14 protein-coding genes are annotated in these 15,246 nt (G+C 69.8%); 5 read left to right on the top strand and 9 right to left on the bottom strand.

Annotated features, from left to right (window positions below; all coding sequences use genetic code 11):
* The first annotated feature begins 34 nt into the window (after positions 1 to 34).
* A complete protein-coding gene (locus tag RBB84_RS03105; RefSeq protein ID WP_064255820.1) occupies positions 35 to 940 on the top strand; it encodes a hydroxymethylglutaryl-CoA lyase in 906 nt (301 codons plus the stop codon).
* A complete protein-coding gene (locus RBB84_RS03100; protein WP_033097330.1) occupies positions 937 to 1,896 on the top strand; it encodes a glycerate kinase in 960 nt (319 codons plus the stop codon). Before RBB84_RS03105 ends, RBB84_RS03100 begins: the two co-directional genes overlap by 4 nt.
* A gap of 114 nt (positions 1,897 to 2,010) precedes the next feature.
* Here RBB84_RS03100 and RBB84_RS03095 read toward each other — a convergent pair whose 3' ends face one another.
* From RBB84_RS03095 to RBB84_RS03070, 6 genes are all read right to left on the bottom strand, one after another.
* A complete protein-coding gene (locus tag RBB84_RS03095; protein ID WP_064255821.1) occupies positions 2,011 to 3,012 on the bottom strand; it encodes a hypothetical protein in 1,002 nt (333 codons plus the stop codon).
* Positions 3,013 to 3,095: 83 nt separating this feature from the next.
* The gene (locus RBB84_RS03090; RefSeq protein ID WP_019288108.1) at positions 3,096 to 3,590 is read right to left on the bottom strand and encodes an LppA family lipoprotein; all 495 of its coding nucleotides are present in this window, start codon (positions 3,588 to 3,590) and stop codon (positions 3,096 to 3,098) included.
* Entirely contained in the window at positions 3,587 to 5,167 is a 1,581-nt protein-coding gene (locus RBB84_RS03085; RefSeq protein WP_231911965.1) for an alpha/beta hydrolase, read from the bottom strand. Before RBB84_RS03085 ends, RBB84_RS03090 begins: the two co-directional genes overlap by 4 nt.
* Positions 5,168 to 5,301: 134 nt before the next feature.
* Entirely contained in the window at positions 5,302 to 7,827 is a 2,526-nt protein-coding gene (locus RBB84_RS03080; protein WP_033097327.1) for an FtsX-like permease family protein, read from the bottom strand.
* An 11-nt stretch (positions 7,828 to 7,838) separates the two neighbouring features.
* A complete protein-coding gene (locus tag RBB84_RS03075; RefSeq protein WP_006553930.1) occupies positions 7,839 to 8,600 on the bottom strand; it encodes an ABC transporter ATP-binding protein in 762 nt (253 codons plus the stop codon).
* A gap of 91 nt (positions 8,601 to 8,691) precedes the next feature.
* Positions 8,692 to 9,468: an SDR family oxidoreductase gene (locus RBB84_RS03070; RefSeq protein WP_006553929.1), complete on the bottom strand. Its 777-nt coding sequence runs from the start codon at positions 9,466 to 9,468 to the stop codon at positions 8,692 to 8,694.
* A 78-nt stretch (positions 9,469 to 9,546) separates the two neighbouring features.
* Between RBB84_RS03070 and RBB84_RS03065 the strand changes: the two genes are divergently transcribed.
* Positions 9,547 to 10,317 carry a deoxyribonuclease IV gene (locus tag RBB84_RS03065; protein ID WP_006553928.1) on the top strand — a complete coding sequence of 257 codons (771 nt, stop codon included), beginning with the start codon at positions 9,547 to 9,549 and terminating at the stop codon, positions 10,315 to 10,317.
* A gap of 100 nt (positions 10,318 to 10,417) precedes the next feature.
* On the opposite strand, the gene RBB84_RS03060 is transcribed toward RBB84_RS03065, so the two are convergent.
* The 3 genes from RBB84_RS03060 to RBB84_RS03050 are packed head-to-tail and all read right to left on the bottom strand — an operon-like array spanning position 10,418 to position 12,515.
* Positions 10,418 to 11,029, bottom strand: a complete 612-nt coding sequence (locus tag RBB84_RS03060) for a TetR family transcriptional regulator (protein ID WP_019288104.1) — start codon at positions 11,027 to 11,029, stop codon at positions 10,418 to 10,420.
* A complete protein-coding gene (locus RBB84_RS03055; RefSeq protein ID WP_033097325.1) occupies positions 11,026 to 11,781 on the bottom strand; it encodes an ABC transporter permease in 756 nt (251 codons plus the stop codon). The genes RBB84_RS03060 and RBB84_RS03055 overlap by 4 nt, the downstream gene beginning before the upstream one ends.
* Entirely contained in the window at positions 11,778 to 12,515 is a 738-nt protein-coding gene (locus tag RBB84_RS03050; protein ID WP_064255823.1) for an ABC transporter ATP-binding protein, read from the bottom strand. Before RBB84_RS03050 ends, RBB84_RS03055 begins: the two co-directional genes overlap by 4 nt.
* A 125-nt stretch (positions 12,516 to 12,640) precedes the next feature.
* On the opposite strand from RBB84_RS03050, the gene RBB84_RS03045 reads away from it, so the two are divergent.
* Both RBB84_RS03045 and RBB84_RS03040 read left to right on the top strand, forming a co-directional pair.
* Positions 12,641 to 13,231 carry a hypothetical protein gene (locus tag RBB84_RS03045; RefSeq protein ID WP_064255824.1) on the top strand — a complete coding sequence of 197 codons (591 nt, stop codon included), beginning with the start codon at positions 12,641 to 12,643 and terminating at the stop codon, positions 13,229 to 13,231.
* A gap of 89 nt (positions 13,232 to 13,320) precedes the next feature.
* On the top strand, positions 13,321 to 15,222 hold the full coding sequence (locus tag RBB84_RS03040) for an ABC transporter ATP-binding protein (RefSeq protein ID WP_064255825.1): 1,902 nt from the start codon (positions 13,321 to 13,323) through the stop codon (positions 15,220 to 15,222).
* The last annotated feature ends 24 nt before the right edge of the window (positions 15,223 to 15,246 follow it).

Genomic DNA, 15,246 nt, shown 5'->3' with positions numbered 1-15,246 from the left:
GGCGGAACCGACGAGTGACCGAGCATGCACGGACGTGATCCTGCGCGACGTGACGCTGCGCGACGGACTGCAGCTGACCGGCAAACTGCTCCCCACCGAACGCAAGGTGGAGATCGTCCGGGCGCTGCTCGCCGCGGGCGTGCCCGAACTCGAGATCGGGTCCCTGGCCCGCGCCGACCTCGTGCCGCCGATGGCGAACACCCTCGACCTCGTCGCAGCGCTGACCGAGGAGGAACTCGACCGCTGCTGGATCTGGGTCGCCACGCCGCGCCACGTCGAGAAGGCGATCGCGGCCGGTGCCCGACGGTTCCAGTACTGCTTCTCGGTCTCCGACGCCCATAACCGCGCCAACATCGGCCGCGACACCGCGGACAGCATCGCCGCGATGCCGGCGGCGATCGAACGCGCCCACGCCGTCGGCGGCGGTATCCAGTTGTGCCTGGCCACGGCGTTCACGTGCCCGTTCGACGGGCCGGTCGATCCCGACCGGGTCGTGGAGATCGCATGCGATCCGCGCACCGACGGGGCCGCCGACATCGTCGTCGCCGACACCCTGGGCCAGGCCGTGCCCGGCCAGGTGTCGTCGCTGGTCGCGCGCCTGGCCACCGAATCCCCCGACCGACGGATCGTCTACCACGGTCACGACACGTGGGGTCTCGGTGTCGCCAACAGCCTCGCCGCGATCGACGCCGGGGCGACCGTCGTCGACGGCGCACTCGCCGGCCTGGGCGGGTGCCCGTTCGCACCGGGTGCGAGCGGCAACACCGCGAGCGAGGACCTGCTGTTCGCGACCCGCCCGTCGTGGCTGGACCCGGAGGTCTTCGGCTCCCTGGTCCGGCTCGGCGAGGACATCGTCGCCGAACTGGACGAACCGAACCGGTCGCGTGCCCGGCAGGGCGCCCGCTCCGAGGCCGAGGCCTTCGACTGGGTCCTCCGGTGACCCGCATCCTGATCGCCCCCGACAGCTTCAAGGGCACCTACACCGCCGTCGAGGTCGCCGACGCGATCGCCTCCGGTGTGGAGAGCGCCGGGCACACCGCGATCCGGATGCCCGTCGCGGACGGCGGCGAGGGCACTCTCGACGCGCTCGCCGGGCCGCTCGGTCTCGCCCGGATCGAGGTCGAGGCCGTGAACCCGTGGCGCGCACCGTGCCGCGGACTGCTGGGGATGTCGCCGGACGGCACGGCCGTCGTCGAACTCGCGACGGCGAGCGGCATCACCACTCCGCACGACGGTCCGCGCGACGCCGTCACCGCCGACACCTACGGCACCGGGATGGTCATGGCCGAAGCCGTCCGGCGCGGAGCACGACACATCGTCGTCGCGGCCGGTGGGTCGGCGACGACCGACGGGGGCGCAGGTGCGATCGCCGCGATCGACGAGCGGGGTGGGCTCGACGACGCCCGCGTCACCGTGCTGTCCGACGTGACGACCCGCTACACCGATGCGGCACGGATCTTCGGGCCGCAGAAGGGCGCCGATACGGCAGCCGTCGCGCTGCTCACGCGCCGCCTCGAAGAGAGGGCGCTGACCCTCCCCCGCGACCCGCGGGAGGTCGACGGCTCTGGAGCGGCCGGGGGTTTCTCCGGTGGGATGTGGTCGCGGTTCGGTGCAGAACTGCGGTCGGGAGCCGACTTCGTGCTCGACGCAGTGGAATTCGACGACGCCGTGCGCACCGCCGATCTCGTGGTGGTCGGCGAGGGACGGCTCGACGGCCAGTCGCGGGCGGGCAAGATCGTCTCGGCGATCCTCGCGCGCTGCAGCGACGTTCCGGTGGTCGCGGTGGTCGGTTCGGTCGGCGACGACCTCGGCGACTACCGCGAGCGGTTCGCCGATGTCGTCGTCGCATCCGATGCGGAATCGCTGACGCGCGCCGGTCGGACACTGCGCACCTGAGAGATGTACCTTTCGGCACTGCGCACCTGAGAGATGTGCCTTTCGGCACTGCGCACCTGAGAGATGCGCCTTTCGGCACTGCGCACCTGAGGAATGCGCCCGATCACCGGCCGATCACGGAGCGGTGGGAGGTGCGCTGCCGCAGGGAATCTCGGTGGGCGTCTCGGGCGTCGGCACCGGGTCGACCGGATCGGACGCGTGGGCCGGCCACGATGCCGGTCGCGCCTCGGAGCACGGGTCGGCGACGGGTGCGCGATCGGGCGACGGCACCGGCGCCGGCGGCGGCGCCACGGCCGTCTGCAGTCCGGGCGCGGAGCGTTCCGCCTGCACGCCGCTGCTCACCGCGACGGCCAGTCCCCCACCCAGCAGGGCGACGAGCGCGACGAGCATGGCCGGCAGGACGGTGCCGCGACGACGGTTCGTGGGCGCGGCGACGACCGTCGGGGAACGGCGGGCGGCTGCGACGAGCGCGGCACCGGTCGCGCGATGCCAGGGCACCCCGTGCGGAGTCACGAAGGGAACACCGAGGACGGTGGCGAGCTCTCGTGCCGGACGGGCGTCGCCGGGACGCAGATCGAGGAAGACCACCGCGTCGGGCGAGGTGCCGGCGCGGGCGACCGCTTCGTCCATCGCCTCGGGCAGGGACTGCGTGTAGGGACCGAACTCGTCGCCGTCGGGACTCACCGTGGACAGCACCGTGCGCGAGGGGACGTCGACCATCGATGCGGATTCGACGCCGTAGGTACGGGTGTGCAGGGCCAGGACCGGCAGTTCCGCGAGTTCGGGTGCTCCGGCGAGGAAGGCCAGTCGCGCGTCGTCGAGCAGGACCGTGTCGACGTCGATACCGAGCACGGCTCGCACCGCCTCGGTGACCGGTTCGGCGTCCTCGTCGTTCTCGGGACCGGTCACCACCGCGGCCGCGGACAGGGTCAGCGACGCCGCGGCAGCACGTTCCGCCATGGCGGAGGCGGCAGCGGCAGCGGCCTCCGCCGGCGTGTCCCCGGGTGCGCCGAAGCCTCGCTGGGAGTCGAACGGACCGAGACTCGGAACGTCGGCATCGACGAGGACCGCGCACACTTCACCGTCGTCGACGGAGATGCCGAGCATCGGGCGCATCTGTTCGTCCCTCCACGGCTGCCAGCACGAATCACGACGGCCCGAGCGGCCGTCGCTCGGACGAGCCTAGCCGACTACCGGGCCTACTCCGGGTAACAACCGACGGTGAGTCCGACGGTCGCGGCGACGTAACTGCCGAAGGTGATGTACGAGCCGTCGGCCGCGAACATCCGGACGGCGAGACCGGTATCCGGAGGCAGCACATGACGACCGTGGAAGCCCGCCCGCGCGGCGGTGTCCTCGAAGACCCTGGCCGCACGGTCTAGTTCGTCGACCGGCACCGGCCTGCCCGAGCCGTGGATCGGGAGGTGCACCGTCAGGCCCGAGGTGCCGTCGGGCAGCGTGCATCCCGCGGTGGTGCTCGCGTACTTCGGTTCGAAGCGCACGCTGGGGAACTCGGCGGACAGCGCGGTGAGGACGTCGCGCTGCACGGCGGTGTAGAACTCGACCGCGCCCGCGCTGGTCGTGGCGACCGGTTCGGGCATCGCGACCGGGGTCACCGTGGTGGTGCACGCCGCGAGCAGTGCTGCCGGAACGACGACGCACGCCCCGAGCCGAAAACTCCACACAGAGGTCACGGCGTACTCCGTTCTGCGGTGCCCGCGACGACACCGGCGATGTGGTGGGAACTCGACGTTCCGGGGGTGAGATACGAGCTGTGGCCGGTGATGCCCGCGAGCGGGACTCCGGCGGTGGTGGTGCCCGGACCGGCGGGAAGATGCGTCAGGCCGTCGAGGAAGCTCGGGTCGCCGCCGAAGGTTCCGACGTCGGCGACGATGTCGCGCTCGGCTTCGACGAGATAGGCGGAGCCGGGCGGGATCCGTAGGTCGGTCACGTCGCCGGTCCCGATCCCCGGAGCCCCGACGAACACCGCGGCATCGACCGCACCGGTCTCCCTCAGCGCCAGACCAGAGACGACGGCCCCGTAGGAATGCCCGACCGTGGTGATACGCGGGTCGTCGGGACGCGAGGCCGCGATGCCGTCGAGGAAGTCGACCAGGCGAGGCGCGGCGATCCGGGCGGCGAGGTCGGAGACCGGACTGCGCTCGGTGAACGCGAGACCCCATCCCCATTGGGGCGCCTGGTAATTCAGCCAGGTGACCGCCGCGACGGAGGGATCGCCGCCGGTGAGGTGGAGCCGAGCGGCGTCGCGCAGCGCCGCGACCTGCGTGTCGTAGCCCTGCAGATTGCCCTGCACGGTCGAGCCGGCGCCGGGGACGAAGACGGCCAGGTGCTCGGCGGTGTCGACGTCCCCGACGGCCACCGCCGCCATCGCTTCGCGTCCGGACAGGTCGAGGGCGAGCAATTGCCGGTCGCCGTGGGCGAGGGTCGCGTCGATCGCGGCGAGGGCCTCGATCTTCCGCACCGTCTGTTCGAGCCCGGCATCGGCGTCGGTGAACAGTCCGGTGACGCCGAGACTGTCGATCACGGTGCCACCGAGGAACATCGCGTCGAGTTCGGCCCGCAGTTGTGTCGCGACGGATTCGAGGCGGCGACGTTCGTCGTCGAGCAGGGCACGATTGGCGAGATCGCGAACCGCAGCGGGTAGTCCGTCGAGGGCGCCGATCCGTTCGGGATGTTCGGCGACCAGCGCGGTGCGTGCCGTGTCGTCGAGACCGTTCCACCACTGCGCGACCTGCACGGGATCGGTGGCCGGATCCGGCAGGACCGGCAGCGTCGTCGATCCGGACCGCGCGATCGCGGTATGTAGTCGACCCTGTTCGCCGAGAACCGTTCCCGGCGGCTCGGATTCGACACTCAGGCGAGCGGCGGCCTCGCGGTCGAGCCCATCGGCACGGACGAGCAGCGATCGCAGCGACGCCGCGAGCAATTCGTCGGCGTCGAGAGGGAAACCCCGCGCAGCGGCCCTGGTCTGCAGCTCGCCCAGTTCGGAGTGCAGTGCCCGCAGTCGCGGCACGACGAACCGCGCACATGCGGACACGCGCCGATACGACTCGGCCTGTGCCGCGAGATCCCGCCCGTACGAGGCGAATGCGGACGTCGCTCCGTCATGCGCCGCACCGCTCCAGGCGTCGCCGAAGGACGCCGACCGCGCGACGTCGCCGGCCACGGCGTCGACGGCATCGGCACATGCCGCGAGCTCGGTCGCCGTGCGCTCGAGCGCATCCGGATCCCACCCCGCCAGATCGTCCACCTGCACACCACCACCCCCTGCCGCGGAAGCATAAGGGGCACCGACGACGGCCGGCCCGCGGAATGCTCCGCGGGCCGGCCGCTGTGGACAACTCCACTGCCTGTGGACAACTCGTGTCCACCTGCACTTTCTGCCTACATGTCGCTGATCGCTTCGAGCGGCGGCGTCTTCGCCGCACGCTGGCCGGGCCACAGCGCCGCGAGGACACCGATGATGCCGGACGCGACGAGCATGCCGACGACCTGCGACCACGGCACCGAGATGATGTCGAGTCCCTGATCGGCGAGGGTGCGTACGAACGCCCAGCCGAACGCGAGACCGAGCACGACACCCACGACCGCGCCGAAGACCGCGATGAGCAGCGACTCCAGGTAGATCGTGCGACGCACCTGGGCGCGTTGCATACCGACGGCGCGGAGCATGCCGATTTCCCGCCGCCGTTCCACCACCGACAGCGCGAGGGTGTTGACGATGCCGAGGATGGCGATGACTACGGCGAGGGCGAGCAGGCCGTAGAGGATCGCGAGGAGCATGTCGATCTGCTGCGCCTGCTGACCCTTGAACTGCTCACGGTCGAGGACCTGCACGATCACGTAGTCCTTGACGGCCTCCTCGATCGACGCGCGCACGGTCTCCGGATCGGCCCCGTCGACGGTGTTCATGAGGACGACGAGCGCCGACCGGTTGTTCGGCGGCGTGAACTGCTCGAACAGCTCCTGCGAGACGACCCACGGACCGATCAGCTGGTTGTCGGCGAAGATGCCGGCGACCGTGGTGTCGACGGTGTCGCCGTCGCGACTGGTGAGCGGAACGGTGGAGCCCACTTCCCAGCCGTGGTCGTCCGCCGAGGCCTGCGAGACGAGAATCTCGTTCCCGGTCACCTCGAAGGCTCCCGCGACCATGTCCAGGTCGAGAACGTCCTGGAGGGGCCCGCCCGCTCCGGTGCCGAACTCGAAGTCCTCGTCGATCTTGGCCTGCACGCCGTAGGCGGGCACGACCTCCTCGATGCCGTCCACTCCGCGGACCGCCTCGGCGGCGGGGGCCGGGACACCGAACATCTGCGGCCCGGTGAGCATGAAGTCCGCCTCGACCCCGTTGTCGACGAGCGCGTCGACACTGGCCTTCGCCGACGACCCGAACACCCCGATGACGGAGACGAGCATCAGCCCCAGGGTGAGGGCGAACGCGGTCGCGGCGGTGCGACGCGGATTGCGGGTCGCATTGGTGCGCGCGAGCCGGCCGATCGCCCCGAACGGCCGAGCGAAGACCGCACCGAGCGCGTTCACGACGGGCCGGGACAACGCCGGCGCCGCGAACAGCACCGACAGGATCAGCAGGAAGGCGCCGATACCGACGGTCGCGGCCGCGCCGCCACCGACCTGCTGTGCGCCCACCACGACGAGTGCCGCACCGACGATCGCGCAGAGCACACCGATGATCGTGCGGATGCGCAGCGACTCGACGGTCGCTGTGGATTCCTCGCGCATCGCGGCGACGGGCGGAACGTGGGTCGCGCGCCGCGCCGGGGCGTAGGCGCTGACCATCGTCACGACCACGCCGACGAGCAGCGCGACGATCACGGTGCGCGGGGACAACTGCAGCGGGCCCGACGGCAGTCCGAGATCCGCGGCGTTCAGTGCCGCGCGCAGACCGTAGGCGAGCGCGACGCCCGCGGCGATACCGATGATGCTGCCGATCAGACCGACGACGAAGGCCTCGAGGGTGACCGACCGGCCGACCTGCTTGCGGCTCGCGCCGATCGCGCGGAGCAGGGCGAGTTCGCGTAGTCGCTGGGCGACGATCATCGAGAAGGTGTTGTAGATGATGAACGTGCCGACGAGCAGTGCGATCGCGCCGAACGCGAGCAGGAAGTAGTTGAGGAAGTTCAGGGCCTCGGCGACCTGCGACTTGGTCTCCTCGGTGACCTCGGCTCCGGTCTGCACCTTCAGCTCGGGCAGCGCTGCCGCAATCTCGTCGCGCAGCTGCTCGGGCGAGAGCGAACCGTCGCCTGCGACGTCGAGGAAGCCGATGTGCCGGCCGTCGGTGAACAGCTGGGATGCCTGTTCCTCGGTGAACAACGCACCGATGTAGCCGCCGGTGTCGGTCTCGAGTTCGTAGATGCCGCTGACGGTCACCGGCACCATGCCCTGCGAGATGGTGAGCACGGTCGTGCTGTCGCCGATCGAGAGATCACCGCGTTCGGCCGCGCTCTCGTTGAGCGCGATCTGCCCGCTCTCCGCGGGTGGTCCACCGGCCACGAAGGTCTCCGGTTCGCCGACGAGACGGTCGGGCGGGATGTAGGCGTAACCCTCGGCGGGTGCGCCGCCGGTCTGGATCGCGGCGCCTTCGGAGTCGAGGACGATGATGCCGCCACCGATCGACGGGGACGTGCGCTCGACGCCGGGGAGGGCGACGACCTGGTCGACGGCCTCGATCGGGACACCGCTGGTGCCGTACTGCTCGGTGCTGACGCGGACGTCGACGCCCTGGGCGACGTCGCCGAAGATGCCGTCGAAGGTGCGCTGCAGTGTGTCGGTGAAGACGAACGAACCGGTGATGAAGGCCGTGCCGAGCACCACGGAGAGCACGGTCAGGGCGAGCCGCACCTTGTGTGCGGCGAGGTTGCGCAGGGCAACCCTGCGGATGGGATTCCCACTCATCGCGGTGTCTCCTATTCCGCCACGGGAGCCGCGGAGGCGGGATCGAACTGTTTCATCCTGTCGAGCACTCGTTCGGCCGTCGGTTCGCGCATCTCGTCGACGATGCGTCCGTCGGCGAGGAACACCACGCGGTCGGCGTAGCCGGCGGCGCGCGGGTCGTGGGTGACGATCACGACGGTCTGGTCGAACTCGTCGACGGCCGCCCGCAGGATGGACAGCACCTCACCGGACGAGCGGGAGTCGAGGTTGCCGGTCGGCTCGTCGCCGAAGATGATCTCCGGCCGGCCCGCGAGGGCACGCGCGCACGCGACACGCTGCTGCTGGCCACCGGACAGTTCGCCGGGGCGGTGTCCGAGACGGTCGGTGAGACCGAGACGGGTGACGACGGTGTCGAGCCATTCCTGATCGATCTTGCGGCCCGCGATGTCCACCGGCAGGGTGATGTTCTCGAGCGCGGTGAGGGTGGGGACGAGGTTGAACGCCTGGAAGACGAAGCCGATGCGGTCGCGCCGCAGCTGGGTCATCCCCTTGTCGGACAGGGTCGTCAGATCGGTGTCGCCGATGAAGACCGCTCCGGAGGTCGCGCTGTCGAGACCTGCGAGGCAGTGCATGAGGGTCGACTTGCCCGATCCGGAGGGGCCCATGATCGCGGTGAACTCACCGGCGGCGAAATCCGCGGTCACACCGTCGAGGGCGTGTACCGCGGTTTCTCCGGTTCCGTAGATCTTCTTCAGGTCCTGGGCGCGGGCTGCTGGGGCCGAGTGCAGTGGCATGCACCCATCTTCCCGGTGCCGGGACCACCGCACCATCGGGGATGACCCCGATCTTCGATTCGGGGATACGGGTGTATGCCGGGGCGGTGGCTCAGGCCCAGCGTGCCTGACCCCCGTCCAGCGGGATCGTCGCGCCGGTGAGATAGCGTGCGTCGTCGCTCACAATCCACGCCACGGCGCGCCCGATGTCCTCTTCGGGGTCGCCGATGCGGCGGAGCGGGATGGTTTGCACGAACTCGGCGGCCTCCTCCGGGTTCTTCTCCGTCCACCATTTCAGGCCCGGCGAAAGGGCGTGCGGGGCGATGGCATTGACTCGGATGCCGTCGACTCCCCATTCGGATGCCGCGGTGCGGGTCAGCGACCGCAGTGCCTCCTTGGTCGAGGCGTAGCCGCCGTAACCACTCGCGTCCCAGCGCACCGCGGCGGAGGTGACCATGTTGACGATCGACCCGCCACCGCGTTCCTTCATGATCGGGTGGACGAGTTGCATGGCGTGCAGCGCGGCGAGCGGACCCGAGCGGTACGCCTTCTCCAGCACGGCCGGCTTCAGGTCGAGCAGCGGCCCGAGCGGATTGAAGCTCGCGTTGTTGACGAGGATGTCGACACCTCCGAAGGCTCTGACCGTGCGGTCCACCGCGGCGGCGATCGCATCCGGATCGGCGATGTCGCACACGACCGGCTCGGCGGTGCCACCGAAGGCGCGGATCTGCTCGGCGGTGTCGATCAGCTTCGACTCGGTCCGGCCGGCGACCGCGATGGCCACACCTTGGCGGGCCAGCGCGAACGCAACCCCCTGACCGACCCCCTGACCTGCGCCGGTGATCAGCGCGACCCTGCCGTCGAGTTTGCCGCCTTCGAGTGTGCCCATGCGAGGAGTCGAGCAGATTCCGGGCACGTCCGGGTATTGCGGTCCCGGTCGGCGGGACACTGCCCTAACCTGTGGCACATGCGGATAGGTGCGCACGTCCGGCAGGACGACGATCCCATCGGTCAGGGCGAACATCTCGGTGCCGATCTGGTGCAGGTGTTCCTGTCGGACCCGCAGAAATGGACGAAGCCCGGTGAGCATCCGCGCACCGAGGAGATCCTCGCATCGGACGTCGACGTGGTGGTGCACTCGCCGTACGTCATCAACGTAGCGAGCCTGAACAACAGGGTGCGGATGCCGTCGCGCAAGGCCGTCGCCGACCACGCCGAGGCGGCCGCGCGTATCGGTGCGCTCGGGCTGGTGGTCCACGGCGGGCACGTGCGCGCGGGTGAGGACGTCGCCGCCGGGGTGGAGAACTGGCGCAAGCTGTTCGAACGGCAGGAGGACAAGGGCGGGTTCGGGGTGCCGATCCTCGTCGAGAACACGGCGGGCGGCGACTTCGCGATGGCCCGCTACATCGACGCGATCGGACGTCTGTGGGACGCCATCGGCGACTACGGTCCCGGCTTCTGCCTCGACACCTGCCACGCCTGGGCGGGCGGTGAGGATCTCGTCGGTGTCGTCGAACGGGTGCGTGCGGTCACCGGCCGGATCGATCTGGTGCACCTGAACAATTCGCGTGACGAGTTCGATTCGGCCCGCGACCGGCACGCCAATCTCGCCGACGGGCAGATCGATCCGCAGTTGCTCGCGGAGATCGCGGTGCAGGCCGACGCACCGATCGTGCTCGAGACCCCGGCGGAGGGACTCGCCGAGGACATCGCCTTCCTGCGGGAGCACTCGACCTGACGACACACTCCGTTCTACGTTTGCGTCGTGCGCGGACCGATGCACCGTGTCGACGGCGCGCCTCTGTCTCCGACCGAAGCGCACGCCTCCGAAGCTGCGGTCACATGCCGGGCAGGTCGCCGGTCAGATAGCGCTGCACAGTGGGGGCGACGATCTCGACGAGCTGCTCCGACGACATCGACGCGAGCGGTTCGAGTCCGATGATGTAGCGCACCAGCATGATCCCGGTCATCTGGGTGGCCACCAGTTCGGCCCGCAGCCGGCCGGTGCCGACGGGACGGTCGATACGCTCGAACAGCGGTGCGAGCGCGACTTCCAGCAGGAACGAGCGGATCAGACCACTGTCGCCCCCGGCGATCTGCGCACGGAACATCGCCACGGCCGCGTCGCGGTGCGGGGAGTCCCACACACCGAGAAGGGCGGTCGTGAGGGCACGGCCGAGATCCTCGGGTTCGGCCGCGTAGACGGGGGCGAGGACGTCGCGCGGATCGACCGGCAGCGCGATGGACGCGGTGAACAGCTGCAGCTTGGTGCCGAAGTAGTGGTGCACGAGCGCCGGGTCCACCCCTGCACGGGCCGCTACCGCACGCACCGTCGTCTTGTCGAAACCGTTGGCGGCAAACAGTTCCCGGGCGCTCGCGAGGATGTCACCGCGCGCGCCCGAGTTCCCGGGACGGCGGCCGGGGCGCCGCGTCCCGGCCTCGCTCGTCACGGGGTGCGACGGCGCAGCGTCGCCGCACCGAGTGTGAGGGCCGCGGCGGCGAACGCCGCGACGACGATCAGATCCCGCACCATGACGGCGGTGACCCCCGGATTCACGGTGATCTCCTGCAGCGCCTCCACCGCGTAGCTCAACGGCAGTGCGTTGCTGATCCAGCGCAGCCAGTCGGGCAGATCGTCCCGGGCGACGAGCAACCCGCACAGCAGGAACTGCGGAATGACGATCACCGGCATGAACTGCACGGCCTGGAACTCGGTGCGGGCGAAGGCGCTGCACAGCAGCCCCAGGGAGACCCCGAGGACGGCGACGAGAACCGCGACGACCAGCACCCACAGCACGGATCCGGCGCTGGTGACGTCGAGCAGCCAGAAGGCCACCACGCATGCGAGACCGGCTTGGACGGCCGCCGCGAGAGAGAAGGCGCTGCCGTAACCGGCGAGCAGGTCGAGTTTCGTCAGCGGTGTGGTGAGAAGCCGTTCGAGGGTGCCCGAACTGCGTTCGCGTTGCATCGCGATGGAGGTGACCAGGAACATCACGACGAACGGGAGGATCCCGAGCATCGTGACGGCGATCCGGTCGAACAGCGAGACTCCGCCCGGGCCGGTGGGCGCGTTCTGGTACATGAAGTACAGCAGCGTCATCAACAGGCTCGGGACGAGCACGATCATCGCGACGGTGCGATGGTCGGCTCGCAACTGACGCAGGATGCGGGTGGTCGTGGTGGCATAGATGACGGCGCTCACGGTCGTGCTCCCGTCCGGTTCCGGATGAGTCGGAGGAAGGCGTTCTCGAGGCCCGTTTCCCCTGTCTGTTCGCGCAGCTCGGCCGGGGTCAGTTGGGCCACCAGCCGGCCTTCGCGCAGGAGGACGAGCTCGTCGCAGTGGCCGGCCTCGTCCATGACGTGGCTCGACACGAGCAGGGTGGTGCCGCGGTCGGCGAGTGCGCGGAAGTGTTCCCACAGTTCGGCGCGCAGCAGTGGATCGAGTCCGACGGTGGGTTCGTCGAGCACGAGCAGTTCGGGATCGCCCACCAGCGCACACGCGAGCGACACCCGGCCCATTTGACCGCCGGAGAGGGCCGCCGTCCGGTTGCCGGCGTGGTCGGTGAGCCCGACCGCCGCGAGGGTGTCGGCGACCGCGGCGCCCTTCCGCCCGTAGAGGGAGGCGAAATAGGAGACGTTCTCGGTGACGGTCAGGTCGGGGTAGACGCTCGGCGACTGGGTGACGTAACCGATGCGGCTGCGCAGTTCGGCGCTGCCCGCGCGCAGGCCCAGCACCGTGACCGTGCCGGATTCGACGATCTGGGTGCCGACGATCGTGCGCATCAGGGTGGTCTTCCCGCAGCCCGAGGGGCCGAGCAGTCCGGTGATCGCCCCGCGCGGGACGCGCACGCTCACGTCCTCGAGAGCTCGATGGGTGCCACGCCGAACGTGCAGATCGCGGATGTCGACAGCGTCGGAGATGTGGTCGATGGCCATGATCCACTCAATTCATCGAGTGTTGAAATCATCCTCGGATGAATTGTGCGCCTCACGTCTCGATCCGGTCAACCCCCGCGAGCGTCGCCAGTGGCCGACGGGAGCTCCGACGTACCATGAGTCCCATGAAGCACACGCGTCTCGCCCTGGCCGTCACCGCAACAGCACTGGTCCTGGCGGGATGCTCCGCCGGTGCCGACGAGCCCGCACCCTCCCCCGCCGTCTCGGTCGACACGCCGACGTCCTCGGCTCCCGAGACCACCACCTCCGACGAGGTCCCGCGCGACGCGCGCGAGAAGGTCTCCCCGGCCGGACAGGGCGCAAAACTCACGGTCGTCGACATCCGCACCGGACGTCACGAGGGCTTCGACCGCGTGGTCTACGAACTCGGCGGCGAGGGCACACCGGGGTGGCGGGTCGGCTACGTCGACGAGGCACTCCAGCAGGGCAGCGGCAACGAGGTCCCCGTCGCCGGCGACGCCGTGCTGCAGGTGCTCATCGACGGCTCGGCCTATCCGTTCGACAGCGGTGTCGAGCAGTACGACGGCCCGGATCCCGTGCTCGCCGATGCCGGCGGATCCGTGGTGGAGGTCAGCGGGTCCGGTGTCTTCGAAGGTGTCACCCAGTCGTTTATCGGCGTCGCCGCGCACGGCACGCCGTTCTCGGTGTACTCCCTCACCGGACCGACCCGCGTGGTGATCGACGTGGCCCGCTGACGTCTCGTCCTGTCGTGGTGCGAGCCTAGGCTTGACCTCGAGCGCACTCGAGGTCCTAGCCTCGGCTGCGACCCGAGGAGGCCGACACCATGAGCATGGAAGTCACCGCGTGGAACGCGATGTACAACGCGATGCACGCCGAGAGCGACCGCAGGCCATTCTCCCGAGCGAGCCTGCGGCGGATCGCCGAGTTCGCCCGGCCGCACCGCCGTAACATCACCTTCTATCTCGTCCTGAGCGTGACCATCGCGGCGCTCGGCGTCGCGACACCGGTACTCGCGGGGCGGGTGATCGACGCGATCGTCGACGGCGCTGCGGTCTCGGTCGTGGTGCTGCTCGCGGTGATCATCGCCGCGATCGCACTGATCGAGGCCGGCCTCGGGATCGCGAACCGCTGGTTGTCGGCGAGCATCGGCGAGGATCTCATCCTCGATCTGCGCACCACGGTCTTCGACCACGTGCAGCGCATGCCGGTCGCCTTCTTCACGAGAACCCGTACGGGCGCGCTCGTCTCGCGCCTGAACAACGACGTCATCGGTGCGCAGCGTGCCTTCAGCGACACCCTGTCCGGCGTGGTCGGCAACATCGTCACCCTCGCGATCACCCTGGTGGTGATGATCGGGATATCCTGGCAGATCACCCTTCTCGCACTGCTGCTGCTCCCGATCTTCGTGATTCCCGCCCGGCACATGGGCGCCCGGCTCGCGCAGCTCAGCCGGGAGGCCGCCAACCACAACTCGGTGATGAACACGCAGATGACCGAACGGTTCTCGGCTCCGGGCGCCACCCTGGTCAAGCTGTTCGGCCGTCCGGCGCAGGAGTCGAGGGAGTTCGCCGTCCGGGCGAAGCGGGTCCGCGACATCGGCGTGCGCACCGCGATGCTGCAGAGCGTGTTCGTCACGGCCCTGACGCTGGTGTCCGCACTCGCGCTCGCACTCGTCTACGGCCTCGGCGGTTTCTATGCCCTGCGCGATCAGCTCGATCCCGGTTCGGTGGTCGCGATGGCGATGCTCCTCACGCGCCTGTACTCGCCGCTGACGGCGCTGGCCAGTGCTCGCATGGACGTCATGAGTGCGATGGTGAGCTTCGAGCGGGTCTTCGAGATCCTCGATCTGAAGCCGCTGATCGAGCAGTCGCCCGACGCCCGGCCGGTGCCCGACGGTCCGGTCTCGGTGGAACTCCGGGATGTCACCTTCGCGTATCCGTCCGCCGACAAGGTCTCGCTCGCCTCCCTCGAGGAGGTGGCGGTGCTCGATTCGCGGGGCGGCGAAGAGGTGCTGCGCGACGTGTCGTTCCGCGTGGAACCGGGCCGGATGGTCGCACTGGTCGGATCGTCCGGCGCGGGCAAATCGACCATCGCACAACTGATCCCGCGATTGTACGATGTCGATTCCGGCGCCGTGCTGCTCGGCGGAGCGGACGTCCGCGAACTGACCGCCGACTCGATCCGCGCGACAGTCGGGCTGGTCACCCAGGACGGTCACCTGTTCCACGACACGGTCCGCAACAACCTGCTGCTCGCCCGCCCCGAAGCCGGCGAGGACGAACTGTGGGACGCCCTACGTCGCGCACGCCTCGAGCCCCTGATCGCGTCGTTACCGAACGGACTCGACACGGTCGTCGGCGAACGCGGCTACCGGCTCTCGGGTGGTGAGCGTCAGCGGTTGACGATCGCGCGACTGCTGCTCGCCCATCCGCGGGTGGTGATCCTGGACGAGGCCACCGCCCATCTCGATTCGACCTCGGAGGCCGCTGTGCAGGAGGCGTTGACCGAGGCGCTCGAGGGTCGCACGTCGGTGGTCATCGCGCACCGCCTGTCGACCATCCGCGCCGCCGACGAGATCCTGGTCGTCGAGGCCGGGCGCATCGTCGAACGCGGCAACCACGACGATCTCCTGGCGGCGGGCGGCCGCTACGCGGAGCTGTACCGCACGCAGTTCGCCGATTCGGGACCGAAGGTATCGGTGGGAGCCCCCATACTCGACGCATGAGCGCCGGGACGTCGACGGTGCCAC

The organism is Rhodococcus sp. D-6, assembly GCF_040256695.1.
Lineage (GTDB): Bacteria > Actinomycetota > Actinomycetes > Mycobacteriales > Mycobacteriaceae > Rhodococcus > Rhodococcus pyridinivorans.
Note: the sequence above shows the minus strand (reverse complement) of the source record. Positions and strands in the feature narration are given on the sequence as shown.